Source organism: Dactylosporangium sp. NPDC000244, assembly GCF_040300725.1.
Taxonomy (GTDB): Bacteria; Actinomycetota; Actinomycetes; order Mycobacteriales; family Micromonosporaceae; genus Dactylosporangium.
This window is the reverse complement of record NZ_JBEPEH010000082.1, coordinates 1-19211: the sequence shown is the minus strand read 5'-3', so window position 1 is coordinate 19211 and position 19211 is coordinate 1. Positions and strand designations below refer to the sequence as shown.

Annotated in this window: 22 protein-coding genes and 1 pseudogene; 3 read left to right on the top strand and 20 right to left on the bottom strand. The window is 69.5% G+C overall.

The window, feature by feature from the left end; all coding sequences use genetic code 11:
• The first annotated feature begins 157 nt into the window (after nucleotides 1-157).
• On the top strand, nucleotides 158-313 hold the full coding sequence (locus tag ABT369_RS56550; protein ID WP_350626825.1) for a hypothetical protein: 156 nt from the start codon (nucleotides 158-160) through the stop codon (nucleotides 311-313).
• 196 nt (nucleotides 314-509) lie between these two features.
• The gene (locus ABT369_RS56545; RefSeq protein ID WP_350626823.1) at nucleotides 510-1082 is read left to right on the top strand and encodes a hypothetical protein; all 573 of its coding nucleotides are present in this window, start codon (nucleotides 510-512) and stop codon (nucleotides 1080-1082) included.
• An 87-nt stretch (nucleotides 1083-1169) separates the two neighbouring features.
• Here ABT369_RS56545 and ABT369_RS56540 read toward each other — a convergent pair whose 3' ends face one another.
• The 6 genes and pseudogenes from ABT369_RS56540 to ABT369_RS56515 form a co-directional block, all read right to left on the bottom strand.
• Nucleotides 1170-2348, bottom strand: coding sequence for a TolB-like translocation protein (locus ABT369_RS56540; RefSeq protein ID WP_350626821.1), 1179 nt, complete (start codon nucleotides 2346-2348; stop codon nucleotides 1170-1172).
• A complete protein-coding gene (locus ABT369_RS56535) occupies nucleotides 2345-2869 on the bottom strand; it encodes a SigE family RNA polymerase sigma factor (RefSeq protein ID WP_502891964.1) in 525 nt (174 codons plus the stop codon). Before ABT369_RS56535 ends, ABT369_RS56540 begins: the two co-directional genes overlap by 4 nt.
• Before the next feature lie 482 nt (nucleotides 2870-3351).
• Nucleotides 3352-3786 carry a hypothetical protein gene (locus ABT369_RS56530; protein ID WP_350626819.1) on the bottom strand — a complete coding sequence of 145 codons (435 nt, stop codon included), beginning with the start codon at nucleotides 3784-3786 and terminating at the stop codon, nucleotides 3352-3354.
• Nucleotides 3783-3998 (bottom strand): annotated as a pseudogene (locus ABT369_RS56525) (GNAT family N-acetyltransferase); the annotation flags it as partial. The gene ABT369_RS56530 and the pseudogene ABT369_RS56525, both read right to left, overlap by 4 nt.
• Before the next feature lie 550 nt (nucleotides 3999-4548).
• On the bottom strand, nucleotides 4549-5304 hold the full coding sequence (locus tag ABT369_RS56520) for a CbtA family protein (RefSeq protein WP_350626817.1): 756 nt from the start codon (nucleotides 5302-5304) through the stop codon (nucleotides 4549-4551).
• A gap of 12 nt (nucleotides 5305-5316) precedes the next feature.
• Nucleotides 5317-5538: a CbtB domain-containing protein gene (locus ABT369_RS56515; RefSeq protein ID WP_350626815.1), complete on the bottom strand. Its 222-nt coding sequence runs from the start codon at nucleotides 5536-5538 to the stop codon at nucleotides 5317-5319.
• 131 nt (nucleotides 5539-5669) lie between these two features.
• On the opposite strand from ABT369_RS56515, the gene ABT369_RS56510 reads away from it, so the two are divergent.
• On the top strand, nucleotides 5670-7334 hold the full coding sequence (locus tag ABT369_RS56510; protein ID WP_350626813.1) for an ammonium transporter: 1665 nt from the start codon (nucleotides 5670-5672) through the stop codon (nucleotides 7332-7334).
• A gap of 63 nt (nucleotides 7335-7397) precedes the next feature.
• On the opposite strand, the gene ABT369_RS56505 is transcribed toward ABT369_RS56510, so the two are convergent.
• The 14 genes from ABT369_RS56505 to ABT369_RS56440 form a co-directional block, all read right to left on the bottom strand.
• Complete coding sequence (locus ABT369_RS56505) at nucleotides 7398-8126, bottom strand: DUF1275 family protein (protein ID WP_350626812.1); 729 nt, start codon at nucleotides 8124-8126, stop codon at nucleotides 7398-7400.
• Nucleotides 8127-8130: 4 nt separating this feature from the next.
• Nucleotides 8131-9162 (bottom strand): urea transporter, encoded by a 1032-nt coding sequence (gene yut / locus ABT369_RS56500; RefSeq protein WP_350626810.1) that lies wholly within the window; start codon nucleotides 9160-9162, stop codon nucleotides 8131-8133.
• Between the two features lie 5 nt (nucleotides 9163-9167).
• Nucleotides 9168-10082, bottom strand: coding sequence for an urease accessory protein UreD (locus tag ABT369_RS56495; RefSeq protein ID WP_350626809.1), 915 nt, complete (start codon nucleotides 10080-10082; stop codon nucleotides 9168-9170).
• Nucleotides 10079-10708: an urease accessory protein UreG gene (gene ureG, locus ABT369_RS56490; protein WP_350626807.1), complete on the bottom strand. Its 630-nt coding sequence runs from the start codon at nucleotides 10706-10708 to the stop codon at nucleotides 10079-10081. The genes ABT369_RS56495 and ureG overlap by 4 nt, the downstream gene beginning before the upstream one ends.
• A gap of 40 nt (nucleotides 10709-10748) precedes the next feature.
• Complete coding sequence (locus tag ABT369_RS56485; protein ID WP_350626806.1) at nucleotides 10749-11417, bottom strand: urease accessory protein UreF; 669 nt, start codon at nucleotides 11415-11417, stop codon at nucleotides 10749-10751.
• A gap of 35 nt (nucleotides 11418-11452) precedes the next feature.
• On the bottom strand, nucleotides 11453-12016 hold the full coding sequence (locus tag ABT369_RS56480) for an urease accessory protein UreE (RefSeq protein WP_350626804.1): 564 nt from the start codon (nucleotides 12014-12016) through the stop codon (nucleotides 11453-11455).
• Between the two features lie 31 nt (nucleotides 12017-12047).
• Nucleotides 12048-13766, bottom strand: a complete 1719-nt coding sequence (locus tag ABT369_RS56475) for an urease subunit alpha (protein WP_350626802.1) — start codon at nucleotides 13764-13766, stop codon at nucleotides 12048-12050.
• On the bottom strand, nucleotides 13763-14266 hold the full coding sequence (locus ABT369_RS56470; protein WP_350626800.1) for an urease subunit beta: 504 nt from the start codon (nucleotides 14264-14266) through the stop codon (nucleotides 13763-13765). The genes ABT369_RS56475 and ABT369_RS56470 overlap by 4 nt, the downstream gene beginning before the upstream one ends.
• Nucleotides 14267-14278: 12 nt before the next feature.
• On the bottom strand, nucleotides 14279-14581 hold the full coding sequence (locus ABT369_RS56465) for an urease subunit gamma (RefSeq protein ID WP_350626798.1): 303 nt from the start codon (nucleotides 14579-14581) through the stop codon (nucleotides 14279-14281).
• 174 nt (nucleotides 14582-14755) lie between these two features.
• Nucleotides 14756-16597, bottom strand: coding sequence for an APC family permease (locus tag ABT369_RS56460; RefSeq protein ID WP_350626796.1), 1842 nt, complete (start codon nucleotides 16595-16597; stop codon nucleotides 14756-14758).
• A gap of 165 nt (nucleotides 16598-16762) precedes the next feature.
• Nucleotides 16763-17098, bottom strand: coding sequence for a hypothetical protein (locus tag ABT369_RS56455; protein WP_350626795.1), 336 nt, complete (start codon nucleotides 17096-17098; stop codon nucleotides 16763-16765).
• A complete protein-coding gene (gene scnC, locus ABT369_RS56450; RefSeq protein ID WP_350626793.1) occupies nucleotides 17095-17778 on the bottom strand; it encodes a thiocyanate hydrolase subunit gamma in 684 nt (227 codons plus the stop codon). The genes ABT369_RS56455 and scnC overlap by 4 nt, the downstream gene beginning before the upstream one ends.
• Nucleotides 17775-18080: an SH3-like domain-containing protein gene (locus tag ABT369_RS56445; protein WP_350626791.1), complete on the bottom strand. Its 306-nt coding sequence runs from the start codon at nucleotides 18078-18080 to the stop codon at nucleotides 17775-17777. Before ABT369_RS56445 ends, scnC begins: the two co-directional genes overlap by 4 nt.
• Nucleotides 18077-18511 carry a hypothetical protein gene (locus ABT369_RS56440; protein WP_350626789.1) on the bottom strand — a complete coding sequence of 145 codons (435 nt, stop codon included), beginning with the start codon at nucleotides 18509-18511 and terminating at the stop codon, nucleotides 18077-18079. Before ABT369_RS56440 ends, ABT369_RS56445 begins: the two co-directional genes overlap by 4 nt.
• Nucleotides 18512-19211: the final 700 nt, after the last annotated feature.

Below are 19211 nucleotides of genomic sequence, written 5' to 3'. Positions count from 1 at the left end.
CTCCTCAGCGGTCAGCTCCAGCACCGCCAACTTCGGACCACGACCGTCACCCATACCGTCAATCTATCAACGAATCAGCGACTCGGAGCACTAGGACATTCCTACATACGTCGTCCCACGCCCTCTGCTCACCGCGTGGACCACCGCCAAGCTGGCGATGGTCCTGATCGACCAAGGCCGTGTCGAGGAGGCGCTGGCGCTGTTCGCGACCGAGGAGGCGCCCGCGAGCGAGGAGGACGCCGCGTTCCGGCGGCAGTTCCACCGCGAGGGCCGTGTCCCCGGGACCGAGCCGACGCGGACGGTGGACCGGTGAACCCTGTGGGCTATCCAGCCGAGCGTAGGCCCGACGGCGAGCGCCCACACGCTGTACTTGCCGATATCTCACTCGAAGGCGCTCCCGGTAGTGGCGAACTGGGCTGGCCGAACTCGTCAGGAACCCTTCGAAACCGCCCTCGACGCGGAGGGCCAGGGTGATCATCGGCCCGCTGCCGTGACTACAGTGCGCGGGCATGGGACATGTTTTCGCCCGCCTCGCCGGTCACGGTCTGGTGCTGATGCCGCATTGGCCGTACACCTTCGAGCGCCCCGACGCCGACTCCGACGTCGTGGTGGTGACGCACTGGCGGCAGGACGGCCCGGCGAGGGCGGTCGTCGACCTGTCGGACGCGCGCAGCGTGCCCGGCATCGTCGACGTGGAGCCCGGCCCGGACCACCCGTACTGGGTGATCGAGACGACCGGCTTCAAGGTGGTCTGGCCGGACGGCTTCAGCGTCGAGTCGACCATGGACCCGTACTGCCTCACCGGAGAGCACGACGCGTCCATCTCCGTGCAGGGCCCGGCGCACATCGCCGACCCGGACGTGATGATCGGCGAGGGCCAGACGGTCGTCGCCCGCCGCACGATGGGCCGGGGCGTGCAGGTCCTCGAGCTGGCGTACGAGCACGAGGGCGAACCGTGGTGGCAGGGCGTGTACCTGTACCCGCGCAAGGACGGCCGTGTGCTCGTCTTCACCGCACAGTCCCGCGAGCCCGGCGTCGCCGCCGCCCGCCACGGTGTGGAGTGGATGCTGGGCCTGGTTTGAGCCGCGGCCCTAATGGGAGGTCTATCTCGCGCGCCGCAGCACCCCGCCGGCCGGGACGATGACCGGTCCCGGCCGGCATGGCCCCACTCAGCCGGGGTACTGGATCAGCGTGATCGGCCTCGACACCAGCGTGACGGTGCGCAGCGCGCCGGTGTCCCGGGCGATCAGCTCGATGGACACGGATCCGGCGGTGAACGGGTCGCTGCGGCTCGGCGCGATGTGGAGCAGCAGCGGCCCGTCGGCGTGGATGCCGAGGACATAGCGCTCGTCCGGCTGTCCGTACTCGACGCCCCCGTTCGCGGCGGAGCGCTGGGCGGCGGGGATTCGATCGGGCAGCGGGTACCGCTCGGTCAGCCGTCCGCTGTCGATGTCGAACCCCACGAGGAACCGGTTGCGCCCCCCTGCGGCCGTTTCGTGGGTGCCGATGAACAGCGTGTGGTCGTCCGGGCCCAGCACCGGCGTCCCGAGTTCGGCCAGAACCGCCTCTGTAGGGCGCAGCCCCAGATCGGCGGCGGGAATGTCGCGAATGACCCGCCCGGTCGTACCGTCGGCCAGGCGCAGCCCGGTGAAGGACGCCTCGGGCGACGGGCACAGCACCAGCACACCCGAGTCGCGAACCGCGCACACCCGGTCGGAAAGCGCCGGATCCAGCGGTACCGTGGCGCGTTCCCCGGTCGCAAGGTCAATCATGTACGTGACGACGGAATTCGTCGCCGCGGACCCGTCGGAGATCTGCACCACCAGCCGCCGGCTGTCCGGCGACCAGCTCGCGCCGGACCTCGTGTCCCTGCCGGCGAACTCGTGCCGTGCGGTGCCGGTCAGATCGCGCAGCACCTTCGACCCGTCGGGCCGCTGCATCAACAGCCACCGCCCGTCCGGCGACATCCCGTCAACGATCAACCCATTTATCCGGTACTGGCTGCCGTCCGCGGCCACCAGGACCCATCGGTTCTCGTCGCCATCGCCGCCCAGGTACGCCAGCGCCGCCGGCCCGACGCCACGATCCTCGGGCAGCACCGGCGGAGACGCCTGCGGGACCAGGCGCCCCGGCAGGCCCGCAACGGTCGGCATCGGGCCCTGATCGTCCTTTCCGCCGAACGGCACGCCGACCCCGATCAGTCCGGCGACCACGAGCAGCGCCGCCGCGGCCGGTACCAGACGCGCCATCATCCGCTGCCGCCTGACCACCCGCAGGGCACGGTCGGTCACGTCATAGGTGCGCGCGTCGCCCGCCTCCTCGATCAGCAGGTCCCTGAGCCCGGTCACGCCAGTACCTCCGAATCCTCAATGAGTTCAGCGAGTTCGGGCGCGATGACCCGCAACCGGGCCAGCGCGTGATGGGTCTGGCTCTTGACCGAACCGACCGAGCAGCCGAGCGCGTCGGCGGTGTCGGCCTCGGACAGGTCCTCGAAGTACCGCAGGACGATCACCGCCCGCTGCCCCGGAGCCAGCTTCGCCAGCGCGGTGCGCAACACGATCCGGCGTACCGCCTCGGCCGACTCGTCACGCCCGGTCCCCCGCTCGGGCGGGTCCGTCGTGGGCATCTCCAGCACGCGCCGGCCCCGCCACGACGAGACGTGCTCGTGGTACAGCGCCCGCCGCACATAGGCGTCCGGCGCGCCCGCCTGGCTGACCCGGCGCCAGTGCCGAGCCACCTTGACGAGCGTGACCTGCACCAGGTCCTCGGCCGCGTGATGATCGCCCGTCAACAAGTACGCGATCCGCGACAGACGCCCCAGCCGTGCCGACACGAACTCCCGAAACCCTGCCTCATCGTCCACCAGCACCCCTCAGAACGTCGTCTCACCCCGGTACACGAGACTTGCGGCGTCCGGGGTTGGCCCCGGGTCGGAAACGCTCTCGCGACCTATGCTGCCCGCGTGGACTTTCTGGAGTTCGACCTGCTGGCCGGACCATTGCGCCAGAAGTCGGCGGTGTCGAAGGCCAAGTACGGCTTCACGACCTGATACCGGTCACCGCTGAGTCGGAGAAGCACCGGGACGATCTCTGGACGGCGAGCGAGCGGGAGTTTCCGGACCGCACCTTCGTCGCGGTCGCCCCGGTCGGCACGGGTGACTATCGGGGCTTCCGAGTCGCCGACGGACATTGCGACGAGGCGGTCTGGTTCATTTCCACGACGCCGGCGAAGACGAACTCGTCGCGGAGGACTTCCTGACGTTCGTCGCGATGCGGGGGCTGCAAACGTAGCCCTCACGCCTCGACGCAGGCACCCACTGTCGCGATCCACCAGGTCGGTGACTCGCCTGCCTCACGGGATGTGATACAACCACCGGATCAGCCGTTGTTCCTGTTCATCGGTCAGGTCGTCGGCCTGCGGGTAGGTCGCTGCGGCGCTGAACGGCAGCGTGTCGACGTCCCAGTCTCCCAGCACCGTACGGGCCAGCGTGTCCAGCAGACCCGCCCGGTCGGGGGTTGCGGCCTCAGCGACGAGTCCGACCAGGAACGGCACCGCCACCGCGCTGACCTGCCACTGCCCTTGCCCGCTGATGTGCCCGGCCAGATCGGCACGCGCCGCCTCTCGGGCCGGCGCGTCCGCGGCACGCAGTGCACGCAGCAGCCCCGGCATCCGGGTCGACGAGCCGCCGAGGCCGTACAGCGTGCCCCAGGGAACCTCGTCAAGCCCGGACAGCGGATCGCGGCGCACAGTCACTGTTGGCGCGGCGATGTATGCGGTTGAGTTCACGCCACCCGCTTGGCGAGCAGGATGTCGTCGACGCTTGTCATTGCGCCGCCGGGACCGACGGGGAGCTGAAACTCGCCACGGAGCACGCCTTCGGTCTCGAAGCCATGACGGGCGTACAGGGCGAGGGCGGCGACGTTGCAGCTCAGGATGTGCAGCGTCAGGCGTCTGAACCCGCGCTCGGCTGCTGCCCGCTCGGCGGCGTGCAGGAGGGCGCCGGCGACGCGGTGCGAGCTCGGCGCGCACTCGCTCGGCGCCGACCGCTTCGATCACATGCGGACGCGCGAGTACGTCGTTGCGGATCCGGTGGTGCACGTCGGGCCGCAGAAACGCCCCGATGACGACGACGAGGTACTGCCCGGCTCCCGACCCCTTGCGAGCCGCCGCCTCGAACCGCTCGGCCCCCCTCGGCATCGCCCCGCTGTGCCATCCGCCGCCCCTCGGCGACCAGCTCGGCCGCCCCGGCGGGCTCGACCGCCCGCCCGTCGAGCGCATTGAGCTGCTCGAACGACTCCCGCTCGGCGGCGACCAGATCGGTGTTCGGCCGTTCGGGGCCGCCCGGTCAAAGCCACGCCCCAGCTTAGACCGCGTCTCATCTGGGGCTGACAGCGGATCAAGATTGATGTTCAATCTTCGGCGTGTCCGATGTGGAGCGTTGGTGTCCTGATGCTCTGTGGGGACGACGCCCCCTGGCCACCGAGCCAGACCTCACCACGACCGCGGAAACGCGTCTACCCGTAGAGCGATCTGACGGTGCGTTTCCTCTCAGCCCGTCCTGGCCAGTTCAGCGGACATCGCTTGACGTGCGGCATGGTGTCGTTCGGCGCGGTCTGTCAAGGCGCCGAACAGCAGGCCGAGGGTGCTCCACAGCACGAGCTGAACGCCGACGGAGGCCAGCCGGAAACGCCACAGCAGGGTGGCGGGGAAGTCGGCCGGGACCTCGTTGACGGCTGGGAGCAGCAGTCCCGCGGCCGCTGCGAGCGCAATGTACACGCCCGCGGCGACCAGTACCGCGTTCCAGCTGCCGACCCGGGGCGCGAGGCTGCGAGCGACCAGCACCGCGCCGATCGTGGCCAGCACGCTCACGGCCAGCATGAGGAAGTACAGCGCGGTACGCCGTCCTATGGTGTCGTGGTCGCCGACCGCGGGCGGGTTGGCCGGGTACTTCACGAATGGGACCAGGAACATCGCGATGAACCCGAGAGCACCGACGAGCAGCGCCATGGCGCGGGGCTCGAGCGCGCCGAGGCGTCCGTGGCAGCAGGCGAACGCCACGGCGAAGATGCCGCCCAGGGCGGTGCCGTAGAGCAGCAGGGCGACACCGAGACCGATGGTGGACTGCACGGCGCGGGTGACCAGCTCCGGCTCCGCCGCGTCGCCGTGCGAGTGTGCCTGTGCGTTCTCGAATGCGATCGCACCGTCGATCTGCGGTTCACCGAACACGCTTGCGAAGGCGAAAGCCAGTGCGGCTGCGATCACCCCGACCAGCATGCCGCGTATCAGGAGTGTACGTGCGGTCATGTCATCGGCCCTTCAGTGGCACGGGAACGACAGCAGGTGCCTGCCGTCGTGCGTGACCTCGTGCACGAACGTGCCGGAGAAGATCGAGGTCGCGCCCTGTTCGGCGCCGACGAAGTAGATCGCCAGAGCGGCCAGGAGGAGGCCGAAGACGGCCCAGGGCAGCAGTTGACGCAACGGGATCGCCGCTGGCAGCGCCGGATGAGCGGGCGTCGGGAGGGTTGCGCTGTGGGACATTGGGATACCTCCGTGAGAGCTGAGAGCGCGGTTTCGCCTCGAACTCTCTCCCGGGATCGAAGTTGCAAACGCACTACCAGGGGAACCTGGCGGGTGCCCGTACTGCACCGATGGCCGCGGAGGAGCACGAGATGCCGAATGTTCTGAACGGCGCCGACACCGCATGGGTGCTCGTCTGCGCCGCGCTGGTGTTGTTCATGACCCCGGGCCTGGCGTTCTTCTACGCCGGCCAGGTGCCGAGCCGCAACACCCTGGCGATGCTGCAGCAGAACTTCATCCCGCTCGGCGTGGTCAGCATCACCTGGATCCTGCTGGGCTACACCATCGCCTTCGGCGACGACGCCGGCACCGGCCTCGTCGGCAACCTCAAGCTGTTCGGTCTGATGCACACCCGGACGACGCCCGCGCCCGCGCCCTCGTTCCACGTCGTGGCCCCGGGCGTCACCATCCCCACGCTGGCGTTCGTCACGTTCCAGATGATGTTCGCGATCATCACACCCGCGCTGATCACCGGGGCGACCGCCGGACGCCTGCGGCTGCTCGGTTGGGCGGTCTTCATCGCCATCTGGTCGGTGGTCGTGTACGCCCCGGTTGCGCACTGGCTCTGGCATCCCGGAGGCTGGCTGGCCCGTTTCGGGGCGCAGGACTGGGCCGGCGGCATGGTCGTGCACACCTCCGCGGGCGCCGCGGTGCTGGCGATCCTTCTCGTGGTCGGTCGCCGCAGGAACTGGCCGAAGCTGGGAACACTGCCCAACTCGCTGCCGCTGACCATCGTCGGCGCCGGAATCCTGTGGTTCGGATGGTTCGGCTTCAACGCCGGCGACGGGCTACGCGCGGACGGCATCGCGGCGCAGGCACTGCTCAACACCCACATCGCGGCGGCGGCCGGCCTGGTGGTCTGGCTGATCGTGGAGAAGCTCAGGAGCAAGCACGCCACCGTGCTGGGTGGCGCCTCGGGCGCCGTCGCCGGGCTCGCGACGGTCACCCCGTGCGCTGGTTACGTCAGCACGCTGTCGGCGCTGGCCATCGGCGCGATCGCCGGCCTGCTCTGCTACCTGGCGCTTCGGGTGAAGTTCTACCTCCGGTTCGACGACGCGCTCGACGTCGTCGCCGTGCACTTCGTCGGTGGCGTGATCGGCTCCCTGCTGCTGGGCCTCTTCGGCCAGCGAGCCGCCAACAGCGTGGGCGCCAACGGCCTGTTCTTCGGCGGGGGCGCCGGCCTGCTCGGCCGCCAGGCCGTCGCGGTGCTGGCCGTGGCGGCGTTCTCGTTCTGCCTGACCTGGCTCATCGCCTTCGCGGTCGAGAAGACCGTCGGCCTGCGGGTCGCGCCGGCCGACGAGGGCCGCCTCGACCGGGTACAGCAGGCGGTCGAGGCCTACCACCTCGACGCGATCTCGGGCCTGCCCGGTTCGGGTGGCCCGGAAGCCAGGCGGGCGGTGGCGCCCACCAGGGCGGTCGCGCCGCCGGTGGCCGAGGGGCCCGACGCCACCACCAACCTCGTCACCGGGCTGCTCGATCCCGAACGCGTGCAGACCGACGAGCTCGAGGACGCCTTGTCACACGCGGGCGCGTCGTCGGTCGTGGTCACCGAGGCACACGCCGCCGTGGAGACGCCGCAGGCGCAGACGGTCCGCGGGTACCGGCGCAACCTCGAGCTCGTGAGCCGCCTGCGGGTCGAGGTGCTGGTCCCCGAACGCAGCGTCGGCGCGGTCCTGCACGTGTTCGACCAGTTCTCGGCCGAGCATCCGGAGGGATTCGTACAGGACGTCAGGCCGAGCGCAAGCGTCCAGCGCTGACCGTGCGAGCCGCCTGCGCGCCCGCGCACACTGCTGCGCGGGCGGGCGAGTGCGGAGGAATCATCACCGGCGTCGTATGGACCGCAGTGTCAACAGGAGTGCGGCGAGGACCGTCCCGGCGACGGCAAAGGTCAGCATCGGACGGCCCGAGGTCAGCGTGCCGAGGAACGCTCCGCCGACGTAGCCGGCGAGCCCGAGCAGTCCCAGCGCCACGCCCTGCGACGTCTTTCGGCGGACCTGTCCGCTGCCGGTGATCCACGCGACGATGCGTTCCCCGGTCTTCTTCACGGTTCCCGACTGGTACGTGATCGTGGTGGCGATCCCCGCAGTCCGGGCGAACAGCCCGCCGAAACAGCCCATGAAGAAGCCCCCGGCGGCGGCGAGCGCGGCCCGCCGTCCCGGACCCGGCACGCCGTGGTCGAGCGCGGCGTCCAAGACCGTCCAGAGGATCAGGGCGACGGCCGCCAGGGAGAACTCGATGACGGCAGGATCCAGCCGATGCCCCGGGCCGCAGCGGCGGCGTGCCCGGAACGCGGTTCCCGCACCGCACCCGAACGCGGCGATCGAGGCCGCCGATGCCGACCACAACGGGTCATGGCCGGCCAGGCCCATGCCCACATGGATGAGGTTGCCGGACTGGTTGGCGACGAAGACGCCGTACCGCGTCAGGGCCAACGCGTCCATGAGTCCCGCGACACCCGTGGCCGTGGCCAGCGACAGTACGGGGGACCTGAACTCCGCGCTCGAGTCCGGCGCCTCGTGCGCGGCGGATGCGCCGTCCGCCGCGCTCATCCGCTCACCGTCTCGGCCTGGCGGTGGTGACGGCTGTCGCCTCCTCGACCCGCTCGTGATGCGCAATCGGGGCGAAGTCCCGCTTCGGCAACAGGAACAGCCAGGTGGCGATCACAAACGGCGCCGTCAGCGTGGGGATGCCCAGAGGAGTCAGCGCGGTGGTGAGTGCCGCCTGCACACACACGGCCGTGATCGTCCCGAGCAGCGCGTAGACGGCCACGGCTGGCGACGGCCGGTAGAGCACCACAGCCAGTGCCACCGCCGTGAGCACCGCATTGAAGCCCCAGAGGCCTTTGCCGATCGGGTCGCCGTAGACACCCAGGCCGATCGCGACGAAGGTGCCCACCACCGTACCCAGGATCGCGGCGACGGCGACCGCGCGCGAGTTGACCGCCAGCGCGACCAGGATGACGACGCCGCTGATCCAGTCGTCGATGAGAAAGACCTGGGCGACCCCCTTCAACATGCCCGTGGCCAGGAACTCAAAGGTCAGCGGCACGTTGGCGCGCTCCGACGGGACCGGCAACGCCGGATGGCTCAGCGTGCTGATGCCGATCCGGGCGAACTGGTAGGCGCCCATCAGCAGGAACCAGGACGTCAGGACGAACGGGAAGGTCAGGGCGGCCACGCCCCAGATCCGCAGGACATTGCTCAGCGCGAGGGTGACCACGGTCGTCACGGCCGCACCCAGCACCACGTACACCCACAGCAGGGGCCGGTCCGCGAGGAACGTGGTCAGGGCAGCGCCCGTCAGCAGCGGGCTGAACCCGAAGAGGCCCTGCCGCCACGATGCCGCGCTGACCCGCAGGAGCCGGGCCGTGAGCGTACCGACGATCAGCGCCACCAGCACACCGACGATGACCGCCGCGGTGCCTGTCCGGATCGAGCCCCAGGCGATGGCGCCCAGGATGAGCAGGCCGGTGAGCGGGTTGTTCTGCAGCATCACCTGGCTGGCACCGCGCAGGCACGCGTCGACAAACCGCCCGATCGGGTGCCGGTCGGCGATCGAGTCCCAGGTGCGGGCGATGCTGTTCACCGTCGTCAGCGCCAGCTGAACGCGGGCGCGAGCGGTACGCCGACGATCTCGCGGCGGATCAGCGCCCAGAAGTCCCGTACCACGGCACTCACCGGTTCCGAGTCGGCCCCGAGCACCTTGTAGATCAAGCCGGCGTGGTTGGGCAGCCGGCTCACCCCGGCCACGACCGGGTCGGCCGCGCCGAAGGTGACCGGGACCTGGTCGATCACCCGGTCGGCGCGGGCGGCCGAGGTGAGCAGGACGACGTTGGCAAGGACGTGGAACCCGCCCATCACCGCACAGCCATCGACCGGGAACCGGCCCGGCTCGATGACGAACTTCTCCACGAACAGCTCGCGGCCGTCCGGGCGGGCCGCTCGCAGTGTCGAGGAGAACAGGTCGTACCCGAACAGCTCCGCGTCGTGGTGGTACTTGCGGCCGGGCATGAGGATCTCGGCGTACAGCGCCGTCGCGCTCTCCGGCAGCGACACCCGGGTCCGGGTGATGTACCGGCTGTTCCGGTACGGGATCACCGGGTCCGGCAGGTACTCTAGGTACGCCCCCTCCTCCAGCACGATGTCCTGTGTCTGCGCCGCGTAGTTCGCGTCCATCTGCTGGATCTTCGTCGCGGACTGGGTCGTCAGGTGGGCCCGCGCGTGCTCGGCGAGCCGCACCCGGATGGTGTGCCGGTCGCCCTGCAGCAGCCCGCCCGACGTCGTGATGATGAACACGCAGGCGAGGCCGGGCATGGCCTCGTCCCAGTACAGGGCCTGCTGCGCCAGCAGCGGGGCTTGCCGGTGCAGGTCGGCGAGGATCGTGCGGTCGCCGCGCCGCTCGAACCCGAGGCGCAGGACCCCGCGCTTGCCGGGCGCCCCGCTGGGTAGCTGCGCCGGCTCGTCCTGGTAGGGCGCCAGCTCGACGGCGTCATCGAGCTCGGTCATTCGCTCAGCGCCATTCCGAACAGGACCTCGCGGCGGATAACCGTCAGGACCTCGTCGACACCTTCACCGGTCCTGCAGTTGGTGAAGACGACCGGCTTGCCGTCCCGCATCGTGTCGGCGTCGTGCCGCATCACGGCCAGATCGGCGTCGACGTACGGCGCGAGGTCCACCTTGTTGACCACGAGCAGGTCCGACCGCGCGATGCCGGGGCCGTTCTTGCGCGGGATCTTGTCGCCGGCCGCCACGTCGATCACGTAGACGAAGAAGTCCACCAGGGCCGGGCTGAATGTGAGGGTGAGGTTGTCGCCGCCGCTCTCGATCAGGACGACGTCGGTGTCGGGGAACTGGGATTCCATGTCCTCGACCGCGGCGAGGTTCATGCTAGGGTCCTCCCGGACGGCGGTGTGCGGGCAGGCACCCGTCTCGACCCCGATGATTCGGTCCGCCTGCAGCACTCCGGTGAGCACCCGTCGTACGTGCGCGGCGTCCTCGGTGGTGACCACGTCGTTCGTCACGACGAGCACCCGCAGCCCGCTGGATATCAGTCGCGGCACCAGCGCCTCGATGAGCGCCGTCTTTCCGCTGCCGACCGGCCCCCCGACACCGATGCGACTGGCTGTCTTCATACTTCCCCCGTGAGTCTCGGCGAGTCTCGGTGAGCCTCGGTCAGTTGATGAACATCCGTACCTGAGCCCGTACGTGCGCCGCGGCCAGGACGTCGGTCACCGGCGCGAACGACGACATGTCCTCGATCGTCGCCGCGGCCACGCGTTCGTAGTGCCGCTGTGCGGCGTCGTTGACAGCAAACAGGACCGTCTGGGCGTCGAGATGGTGGATCGGCATGAGCCGGACGGCGGCTCCCAGGATCATCGTCGCCGTCCCATACTGGTGCGCGGCGAACGCGGCCTGCTCGGGGAGCCCGAGCACGGCGAAGAGCACCCCGGCGGCGACCGGGTAGGTGCCGGGAGCGGTACCCGCGGAGACCTCCTCGGCGTGCCGGGTCAGGACCGGGTCCGCGACGACGACGGCAGCGCCCTCCACCAGCTTCCGGCCCATGCGGGTGGTCATCGTGCGCATCTCCTCGTTGAGCTTGCGCGCGTAGACGGCGTCGTCGGCTCGTCTGACCCGGTCCGCATCACCGGCGCGGGTGGCGCGGTGGCTCTCCAGGAGCCCGATGCCGTCGCCGCCGGCCGCGACGTGGGTCGCGGTGCGCACGAACTCGTGCAGCGTCGTCCGGTCGTGGACCACCCCGTGCTGCACCGCCGGCTCCAACGCGTTGGAGAACGCGAACGCCCCGACCGGGAACATCGAGTCGGTGAACTGGAGGACCCGCATCAGCTCCGGAATCATCGGTACCGGTGAGACGTCGTTCAACCGGATTCCGTGGCGAGGTGTGCGTGCCCGGCCGCGTCGGCGCCGCCGAACAGCCGCCGCGCCTCGTGCGGGGCCAGGAACGCCAGGACCTCGGTGCCGTCCACGAACGTGTGGGACACTCCGGCGAAGGCGTGGGTCCGCATGACCGAGTCCATGACCTTGCGATCGACGGTGACCGGCAGGTACACCGTCGTGCCCTTCACCACGGCCGGCCAGTGCTGGTTGCCGATGGCGTGCCCGAGCTCGACCGATGTGCGGATCAGCGTCTCGGGCGGGAGCGACGCGATGTCGCCGAGCTCGACCGCCATCACCTCGCCGAGCATGAGGTGCACGACGGTCGCCGTCCCCCCGGCGTCGTCCCACGCGAGGATGTCGCCGTCCCGCAGGCGCGTGTCGCGCCCCAGTGACAACGCCACCTCGACCCCTCCGCTCGTACGCTTGCGCAGCCGATGCTTCTGGGCTTCCCACTGGTCGAGGACGAGCCGGTCCACCTGGATCCCCGCCAGCCGGTCTCGCCAGGCGGGCTCGGCGGCGTTGCCGAGCACTGCTTCGACGAGCATCGCGTGCTCCCTCTTCGTCGGCTTCGTCGGGTCAGCTGAAGAAGTACAGCTGGTTCATGGAGAGCGCCGAGGCCGGCGGCACGGTGGCGTGCACGCCGTCGACCTTGACGGCGAAGGTCTCCGGGTCGACGTCGATCCGTGGGGTCTTGTCGTTGCGCACCATGTCCTGCTTGGTCAGCCCGCGCGTTCCCTTGATCGGCATGACCTGACGCCGCAGGCCGAGGCGCTCGCCGACGCCGGCGTCGTAGCCGGCCTGCGACATGAACGTTACGCAGGTCTGCGTCTGTGCCGACCCGAACGCCCCGAACATTGGCTTGTACATCACGGGCTCGGTCAGCGGCAGCGACGCGTCCGAGCTCCCGGCCGCTGCCCAGCTGATGACGCCGCCCTTGATCACCATCTTCGGCTTGGAGCCGAAGAAGCCCGGCTCCCACAGCACGAGGTCGGCCAGCTTGCCGTGCTCGACCGAGCCGAGCATGTGGGCCACGCCCTGCGTGATGGCGGGGTTGATCGTCACCTTCGCGAGGTACCGCAGCACCCGGAAGTTGTCGTTGCCCGCCGCGTCCTCGGGGAGCTTGCCGCGGGCGGCCTTCATCGCGTGCGCCAGCTGGACCGCGCGCAGGAAGCTCTCGCCGACCCGGCCCATCGCCTGACTGTCGCTGGAGATCATCGAGATGGCGCCGATGTCGTGCAGGACGTTCTCGGCCGCGATCGTCTCCGGCCGGACCCGGCTCTCGGCGAACGCGACGTCCGAAGGGACCTTCGGGTTGAGGTTGTGGCAGAACATGATCATGTCGAACAGTTCGGCCTGCGAGTTGATGCCGTAGGGCAGCGTCGGGTTCGTCGAACTCGGCAGGACGCTCATCTGGCCGGCGACCTTGATGATGTCCGGTGCGTGCCCGCCACCCGCGCCCTCCGTGTGGAAGGTGTGGATCGTCCGGCCCTCGAACGCGGCGATGGTGTCCTCCACGAAGCCGCTCTCGTTGAGCGTGTCCGTGTGCAGGCTGATCTGGACGTCGAAGTCGTCGGCGGCGCTCAGCGCGGCTCTGATCACCGACGGCGTCGCACCCCAGTCCTCGTGGATCTTCAGCCCAGCCGCGCCGGCGGCGATCTGCTCGTCCAGCGGTTCGCGCGTCGAGCAGCTGCCCTTGCCCAGGAACCCGAGGTTGACCGGCACGCCCTCGGCGGCGCGCATCATCGTGGCGAGGTTCCACACGCCGGACGAGATCGTGGTGCCGTTGGTACCGTCCGTCGGCCCGACCCCGCCGCCCCACAGCGTGGTGATGCCGTTGCTCAGCGCGTCGTACGCCTGCTGCGGCGACACGTAGTGCACGTGCGCGTCGAAACCGGCCGCGGTCAGGATGAGGTGCTCCCCGGAGATCGCGTCCGTCGCCGGGCCCACGGCCAGGCTAGGGGTGACGCCGTCCATCGTGCTGGGATTGCCAGCCTTCCCGATGCCGACGATCAGGCCGTCCTTGATCCCGACGTCGGCCTTGACGACACCGACGACGGCGTCGAGGACCACCACGTTGGTGATGACGAGGTCGAGCGCTCCGCCCGCGCTGGACAGCGAGTTGTCCATCCCCATGCCGTCGCGCAGCGTCTTGCCGCCGCCGTAGATCGCCTCGTCGCCGAGGACGCGCAGATCGTGCTCGATCTCGACGTACAGGTCGGTGTCGCCGAGACGAATCTTGTCGCCGAGCGTCGGACCGTAGAGGTCGACGTACTGGCTCCGCGATATCCGGCTCATCCCCGCCGCTCCTTCGTGCTCGGCTTCCTCGACGTGGCCGCTGCGCCGGTCCCGTCACGCTCGCTCGTCGCCGGCCGGGACTTGAAACCACGCCGGGCGGCTCGGGCGGCCGCTTCGCTGCGCTCGGGCTGGTACCCGGGGGCGGCGCCCGTGCCGGCCCAGCCGTCCACCAGCCCGTTGAACCCCTGCACCCGCTGTTTCCCGCCGAACGGCACGAGGTCGACGGTCTTCCTGTCGCCGGGCTCGAACCGCACGGCCGTGGTGGCCGGGATGTCCAGGCGCATGCCGAAGGCCGCGTCACGGTCGAACTCGAGATAGCGGTTGACTTCGTAGAAGTGGTAATGCGAGCCGACCTGGACGGGCCGGTCGCCCGTGTTGAACACCTCGATCGTCGAGGTCGGCCGGCCCGCGTTGAGCTCCACTGGCTCGTCCGCGAGCACGTAACCGCCGATCGGCCGGACCGCCTTGTGCCGGATCTCCACATGGCTGGGCTTCGACATCTCCGCTGCTCCTTACCGGATCGGGGTGTGTACCGTGACCAGCCGGCTTCCGTCGGTGAACACGGCTTCGACCTGGATGATCGGCACCAGGTCCGCGACGCCCTCCATGACGTCGTCCTTGCTCAGCACGGAGCGCGCCTCCGTCATCACGTCCTCAACCGTCCTGCCCTCCCGGGCGCCCTCGAGCGCCGCCGCGCAGATGACCGCCACCGCCTCGGGATGGTTGAGCTTCAAACCCTTCGCCTTGCGCGCCTGGGCGATCTGCGCCAGGGAAAGCACGGTCAACTTGTCGATTTCTCTGGGAGTGAGCCTCATGACACGCGTTCCAATCTGTCCGCGTACCTGTGCGGGCCAGACGACCGGAATGTGTCTCGCGACGCCTGAAGCGGACGAGCTCGGACGAGTCTGGCCTGATGCAATCCAGCCTAGGCACGGTCGTTGTGCGCGTCCGACGAACAGTGGATCGGCCCGGCCGGCGCCGGGGTGAATTCAGGAGACGCGCAGCGGCACGGGCACGCTGGCGACGATGACGTCCGGGCGGGTCTTCAACGCGGCGGCGAGCGCGATCTCGAGATGGTTGTGCAGGAAGCGGTACCGCAGCCGGCGCGGCAGCGCCACCGGGATCAGCACGACGATCTGCTCGTCGTGCTGATCGTGGATTTCGTCGATGAACGCCGAGATGGGCCGCACGACCGAGGCGTACTCGGTATGCAGGATCTTCAGTGGCACCCCGGGGTTCCACCGGGCCCATCGCCGGTCCAGTTCGCTGTCGCGCTCGGCGTTCTGGCCGGTGTCCTCGACCACGACGTGGACCGCCACCACCCGCGGGCTGATCGAGAGGGCTTCCGCGATCGCGTGCTGAGTCAGCCGGTCCACTCCGGTCACCGGTACCACCACCATGGTGGGTTTGGCGTGCGGCCTGGCCGGGATCTCGTCCAGGCCGAGCGCGCGCCCGCAGCGCGCGTAGTAGGCGTGGGTGCGCACGAACAGCATGATGAGCGCCGGTACGGCCAGCACGACCACCCACGCGCCGACGGTGAACTTGGTGACCAGGAATGTCACGGTGGCCACCCCGGTCGTGGCCGCGCCGACACCGTTGATGACCGCCCGGTAGTGCCAGCGCGCGGGTCGGGTCTGCCGCCAGTGTTTGACCAGCCCGGACTGCGCGAGCGTGAAGGCGGTGAACACTCCGATGGCGTACAGCGGGATCAGCCTGAGGGTCTGCCCGCGCACCGCGACGAGCAGTACCGCGGCCAGGCCGGCCAGCGTCCAGATGCCGATCGCGAACACCTGCCGCTCGTCGCGCAGGGAGAACTGGTGGGGGAGGTAGTTGTCGCCGGCGAGCCGGCTGGTCAGCACCGGCAGTCCGCCGAACGAGGTGTTGGCGGCCAGCATGAGGACCACGGTGATGGTCAGGGACATCACGTAGTAGGCCCAGTTCCGGCCGACGGCGGTGGCGATGACCTGGCTCAGCACCGTCTCGCCGAAGCGGGGACTGATGTGCCAGCGGTTCGCGAGCACGGCCAGGCCCAGCAGCATGACGCCGAGGATGCCGCCGAGCAGCAGCTCGGTCCGTTTGGCCCGGACCACCCTCGGCTGTTTGAACAGCGGCACGCCATTGGCGATCGCCTCGACCCCGGTCAGCGCGCTGCACCCGGCCGAGAACGCCTTCAGGACCAGCAGTACACCCACAGACTCCAGCCCCTCGGTGGGTACCAACGGCCGTCCCTGGCGCGGTACGTGCGGCGCCAGGGGGTGGATCAGGCCGATCGCGATCACGGCCAGCAACCCGACGATGAACACCATCGTCGGCAGCAGGAACGCCCGGGCCGTGTCGCCTAGGCCGCGGAGGTTGAGCCCGGTGACTACGGCGAGAATGACCAGGCAGATCGGTACCGTGGCCGAGCTCAGGCCGGGGAAGGCCGACGTCAGCGACCCGACCCCGGCGGCGATCGAGACCGCGACGGTCAGCGTGTAGTCCACGACGAGCGCGGCGGCGGCGAGCAGGCCGACGCCCGGCGGGAAGTTCGCCCGGCACACCGCGTACGTGCCGCCACCGCCCGGATAGGCCTCGATCACCTGACGGTACGAGAACACCAGGATGGCCAGCAGCACCACGATCGCGATCGAGATCGGCAGCACGAGCGGCAGCGCCGCGATCCCCGCCGCCGCGAGCACCACGATGATCGCTTCCGGCCCGTACGCCACCGACGTCAGCGCGTCGAGGGAGAGGGCGGGAAGCCCCTCGATCGGAGTGATCTGCTGCTTGGCCGCCTGCCGCGCTCGCAACGGCGGCCCGATGAGGAAACGCCACACCGCCGGCACGCCCATTTCCCGACCGCCCGCCTGGCCTTTCGGTTGGTACCGGCCGACTTCGTGATTGACGACCGCCCAGTGCACAGATGCTCGGCGCCCGCACGGAATGTGTGAGCCGCCGGGTGCCCTGGCGGGCGCTGCCGGCGGCTCACGCTGCGACCACGTGTGCCGGCAATCCGATCAGACGTCCTCGAGCCTGGAGCGGACCTGCCGCATCTTCGATCGCAGTTCCTGCTCGTCCAGGATGCCCTGCTCGATCAGCAGATGCGCCACGACGAGCGCCGATCTGGTCTCGACGGGGTAGTCGGCGTACACCGTCTCACCCAGCCGGTCCTCGGCTTGCCGCCGCTCGAGGTTGTCGAGCGTGCCGCGCCACGACAGGCACTCGCAGGTCGCCTGCATGCTCGACTCCCACGGGTCCGGTGTGCGATCCAGCTCGGGGAGGCTGTGATCCGTGCGCCGCGCCTCGGTACCCATGATCTCGATCAGCGCATTGTCGGTTTTCGTCCCGCTCATCGACGCCCGCCCGTCTTGGCGTTCGGGGGGTTCTCGGCGGTCCACTCCGGGTTCGGCAGTGCGACACCGATCATGGTGTCCCGCGTCACGATCGACGCGAGCTGTTCCTCGGTCCATCCATCGGTGCCCTCCGGGCGCATGGGCATCACCATGAACCGGGACTTCTGGTTCGAGTCGTGCACCCGCACCTCAACGTCCGGCGGCAGGTGCAGACCGAACTCGGCCAGCACCTCACGCGGCCGTCGAACCATCCGCCGCCGGTAGTTCGGCGTGCGGTACCAGTCCGGGGACATGCCGAGAACGGGACGCGGGTAGCAGGAACACAGCGTGCACACGATCGTGTTATGGACCTTCGGCGTGTTCTCCAGGACGTAGAAGTACGTGTAGTCGCTGGGCGTGCCCTTCCCGGTCGGGTCGAGCCAGTCGACGCCGACCGCCTTGCTCGCCTCGGTGCCGTTGCTGAGCAGTTCCTCCTTGAAGGCGGGGTCGAGCCAGGCCTTGGCGACCAGCTGGGCGCCCTTCGCCGGCGTCCGCGACTCGGCCCACTCGGAGAAGCGCCGGTGGTCCTCGGCCGAGAACAGGCCGTGCTGGATGGCAAGCTCACGCACCGCGAGCTCGAGCACCTCGAACTCGCTGACCTCCGTGGGCCCCTCGACGTGCGTGTGTTCGGCGGTTGTCATTTCGCGTCTGCCTTTGCGGGTTCGAGCCAACGTTCGGAGCACTCGGTCTCCAGCGTGTCCACGTCGAAGCCGGTGTAGTCCGGCCACAGGTCCTTCTGCCGGAAGCGCACGACGTAGAACGGCTCGCGCCGGCCGTTTTCGTCACGGCCCCAGGCCTCGTCCTCCGGAATGACCCACTCGGGCCGGTTCTCGGTGACGACGCCGGTCCGTCCCCTGGCGAACCGCTGTGTCCTGGTGTGGAACAGGCTGGTGGCGTCACGCACCGTCACGCGATCACCGATCGAGAAGCGCCGCTGTGTCATGACTTGCCTCCCAGCCGGGTTCGTACCTCGTCGATCTTCGACGACAGTTCGTCGGGCGTGATCAGCCCCTTGTCGATGAGCGTCTTGGCGGCGACCGTGATCCATCGCGCGTAGTACGGCAGACCGAAGTACAGCGTCGCCCCGAGATCGTTCTCCGCCCTGCGCCTCATCTCGGCGTTCCACGTCTTGCCCAACGCCAGGCACTCGCAGGTGACGTAGGTGTTCATCTCCCAGGGTTCTTCGCCCTTTTCCTTGTACGGTTCCGGCAGCGCGGGCTGCCCACCCACGTCGTGCAGGACGCTGCGGAGCGCCGCGTACGTCTCGTTCGAGATCTCGTAGGGCGAATCCATCGGGATCCGCTCGACCGGGGTGATCCCGGCGATCCCCCGCGTGACCTCCTCGAAGCGGACATTCAAACTTGCCGTGCTCATGGCTACCTCCATTGCTTGGCCACAACCGGACCGCGTTCCGGGGCCGGCGACCACGCACAGGCAGGGCCGACCCATCCGCGAGACGTTGGTTGCCCAGATCGGACGCAGGCATGCCGCCCGTGAGAGCTAGCTCGCCCGGCCCGCGGACGCGGACGCGGGCACGCGCATCAGCGGCCGCAACGGTCACTTGCGCGATCTCAATGAGGCCATCTGCGTGACACCACCGGCGCGCCTCTCAGGGGCGCCGAACCCCAACGCTACCCAGGCGGGCGGCGGGACGCTGCCGGTGGCCGCATTCGTTGGGCACATCCTTCCACGCCGTCACCCGACGGTGACGGGCCAAACAGCTCGGAGCCCGCCCAGACATCCGCGGCGCCGCCTTACGCAGCCACCGGTGGGCACCGCAGGCCCCCTCGAGATGGCCTGGGCGGCCTTGGGCCCGGCCGACGCGCCGGTTCTTGGGTGCCCTTTACCGTGGGAGTGCACCGCCCGAATGGCGAGATCGAACTCCGCGAGGTGGAGGTTGACGACTTCGGCCCGTGAGCCGACCAGGCCACCTTGGGGGTCGTCGTCGGGGATTCTGCGGTGACGACATCGCTAAGACCGTGTCTCATTTGGGGTGTTTGACCAGTTTACGGTAGCAGATGAGGGCGCAGGCGATCGTGGTGAACGCGGCGAAGTGCTCGGCGGAGCGGTCGTA

What these genes read in the sequence shown, in the direction of transcription:
- ABT369_RS56550 (WP_350626825.1), top strand. Translation starts at nt 158, where the DNA reads ATGGTCCTGATCGACCAAGGCCGTGTCGAGGAGGCGCTGGCGCTGTTC.
- ABT369_RS56545 (WP_350626823.1), top strand. Translation starts at nt 510, where the DNA reads ATGGGACATGTTTTCGCCCGCCTCGCCGGTCACGGTCTGGTGCTGATG.
- ABT369_RS56520 (WP_350626817.1), bottom strand. Translation starts at nt 5,304, where the DNA reads ATGACCGCACGTACACTCCTGATACGCGGCATGCTGGTCGGGGTGATC.
- ABT369_RS56515 (WP_350626815.1), bottom strand. Translation starts at nt 5,538, where the DNA reads ATGTCCCACAGCGCAACCCTCCCGACGCCCGCTCATCCGGCGCTGCCA.
- ABT369_RS56510 (WP_350626813.1), top strand. Translation starts at nt 5,670, where the DNA reads ATGCCGAATGTTCTGAACGGCGCCGACACCGCATGGGTGCTCGTCTGC.
- ABT369_RS56505 (WP_350626812.1), bottom strand. Translation starts at nt 8,126, where the DNA reads ATGAGCGCGGCGGACGGCGCATCCGCCGCGCACGAGGCGCCGGACTCG.
- ABT369_RS56495 (WP_350626809.1), bottom strand. Translation starts at nt 10,082, where the DNA reads ATGACCGAGCTCGATGACGCCGTCGAGCTGGCGCCCTACCAGGACGAG.
- ureG (WP_350626807.1), bottom strand. Translation starts at nt 10,708, where the DNA reads ATGAAGACAGCCAGTCGCATCGGTGTCGGGGGGCCGGTCGGCAGCGGA.
- ABT369_RS56485 (WP_350626806.1), bottom strand. Translation starts at nt 11,417, where the DNA reads ATGCGGGTCCTCCAGTTCACCGACTCGATGTTCCCGGTCGGGGCGTTC.
- ABT369_RS56480 (WP_350626804.1), bottom strand. Translation starts at nt 12,016, where the DNA reads ATGCTCGTCGAAGCAGTGCTCGGCAACGCCGCCGAGCCCGCCTGGCGA.
- ABT369_RS56475 (WP_350626802.1), bottom strand. Translation starts at nt 13,766, where the DNA reads ATGAGCCGGATATCGCGGAGCCAGTACGTCGACCTCTACGGTCCGACG.
- ABT369_RS56470 (WP_350626800.1), bottom strand. Translation starts at nt 14,266, where the DNA reads ATGTCGAAGCCCAGCCATGTGGAGATCCGGCACAAGGCGGTCCGGCCG.
- ABT369_RS56465 (WP_350626798.1), bottom strand. Translation starts at nt 14,581, where the DNA reads ATGAGGCTCACTCCCAGAGAAATCGACAAGTTGACCGTGCTTTCCCTG.
- ABT369_RS56460 (WP_350626796.1), bottom strand. Translation starts at nt 16,597, where the DNA reads ATGGGCGTGCCGGCGGTGTGGCGTTTCCTCATCGGGCCGCCGTTGCGA.
- ABT369_RS56455 (WP_350626795.1), bottom strand. Translation starts at nt 17,098, where the DNA reads ATGAGCGGGACGAAAACCGACAATGCGCTGATCGAGATCATGGGTACC.
- scnC (WP_350626793.1), bottom strand. Translation starts at nt 17,778, where the DNA reads ATGACAACCGCCGAACACACGCACGTCGAGGGGCCCACGGAGGTCAGC.
- ABT369_RS56445 (WP_350626791.1), bottom strand. Translation starts at nt 18,080, where the DNA reads ATGACACAGCGGCGCTTCTCGATCGGTGATCGCGTGACGGTGCGTGAC.
- ABT369_RS56440 (WP_350626789.1), bottom strand. Translation starts at nt 18,511, where the DNA reads ATGAGCACGGCAAGTTTGAATGTCCGCTTCGAGGAGGTCACGCGGGGG.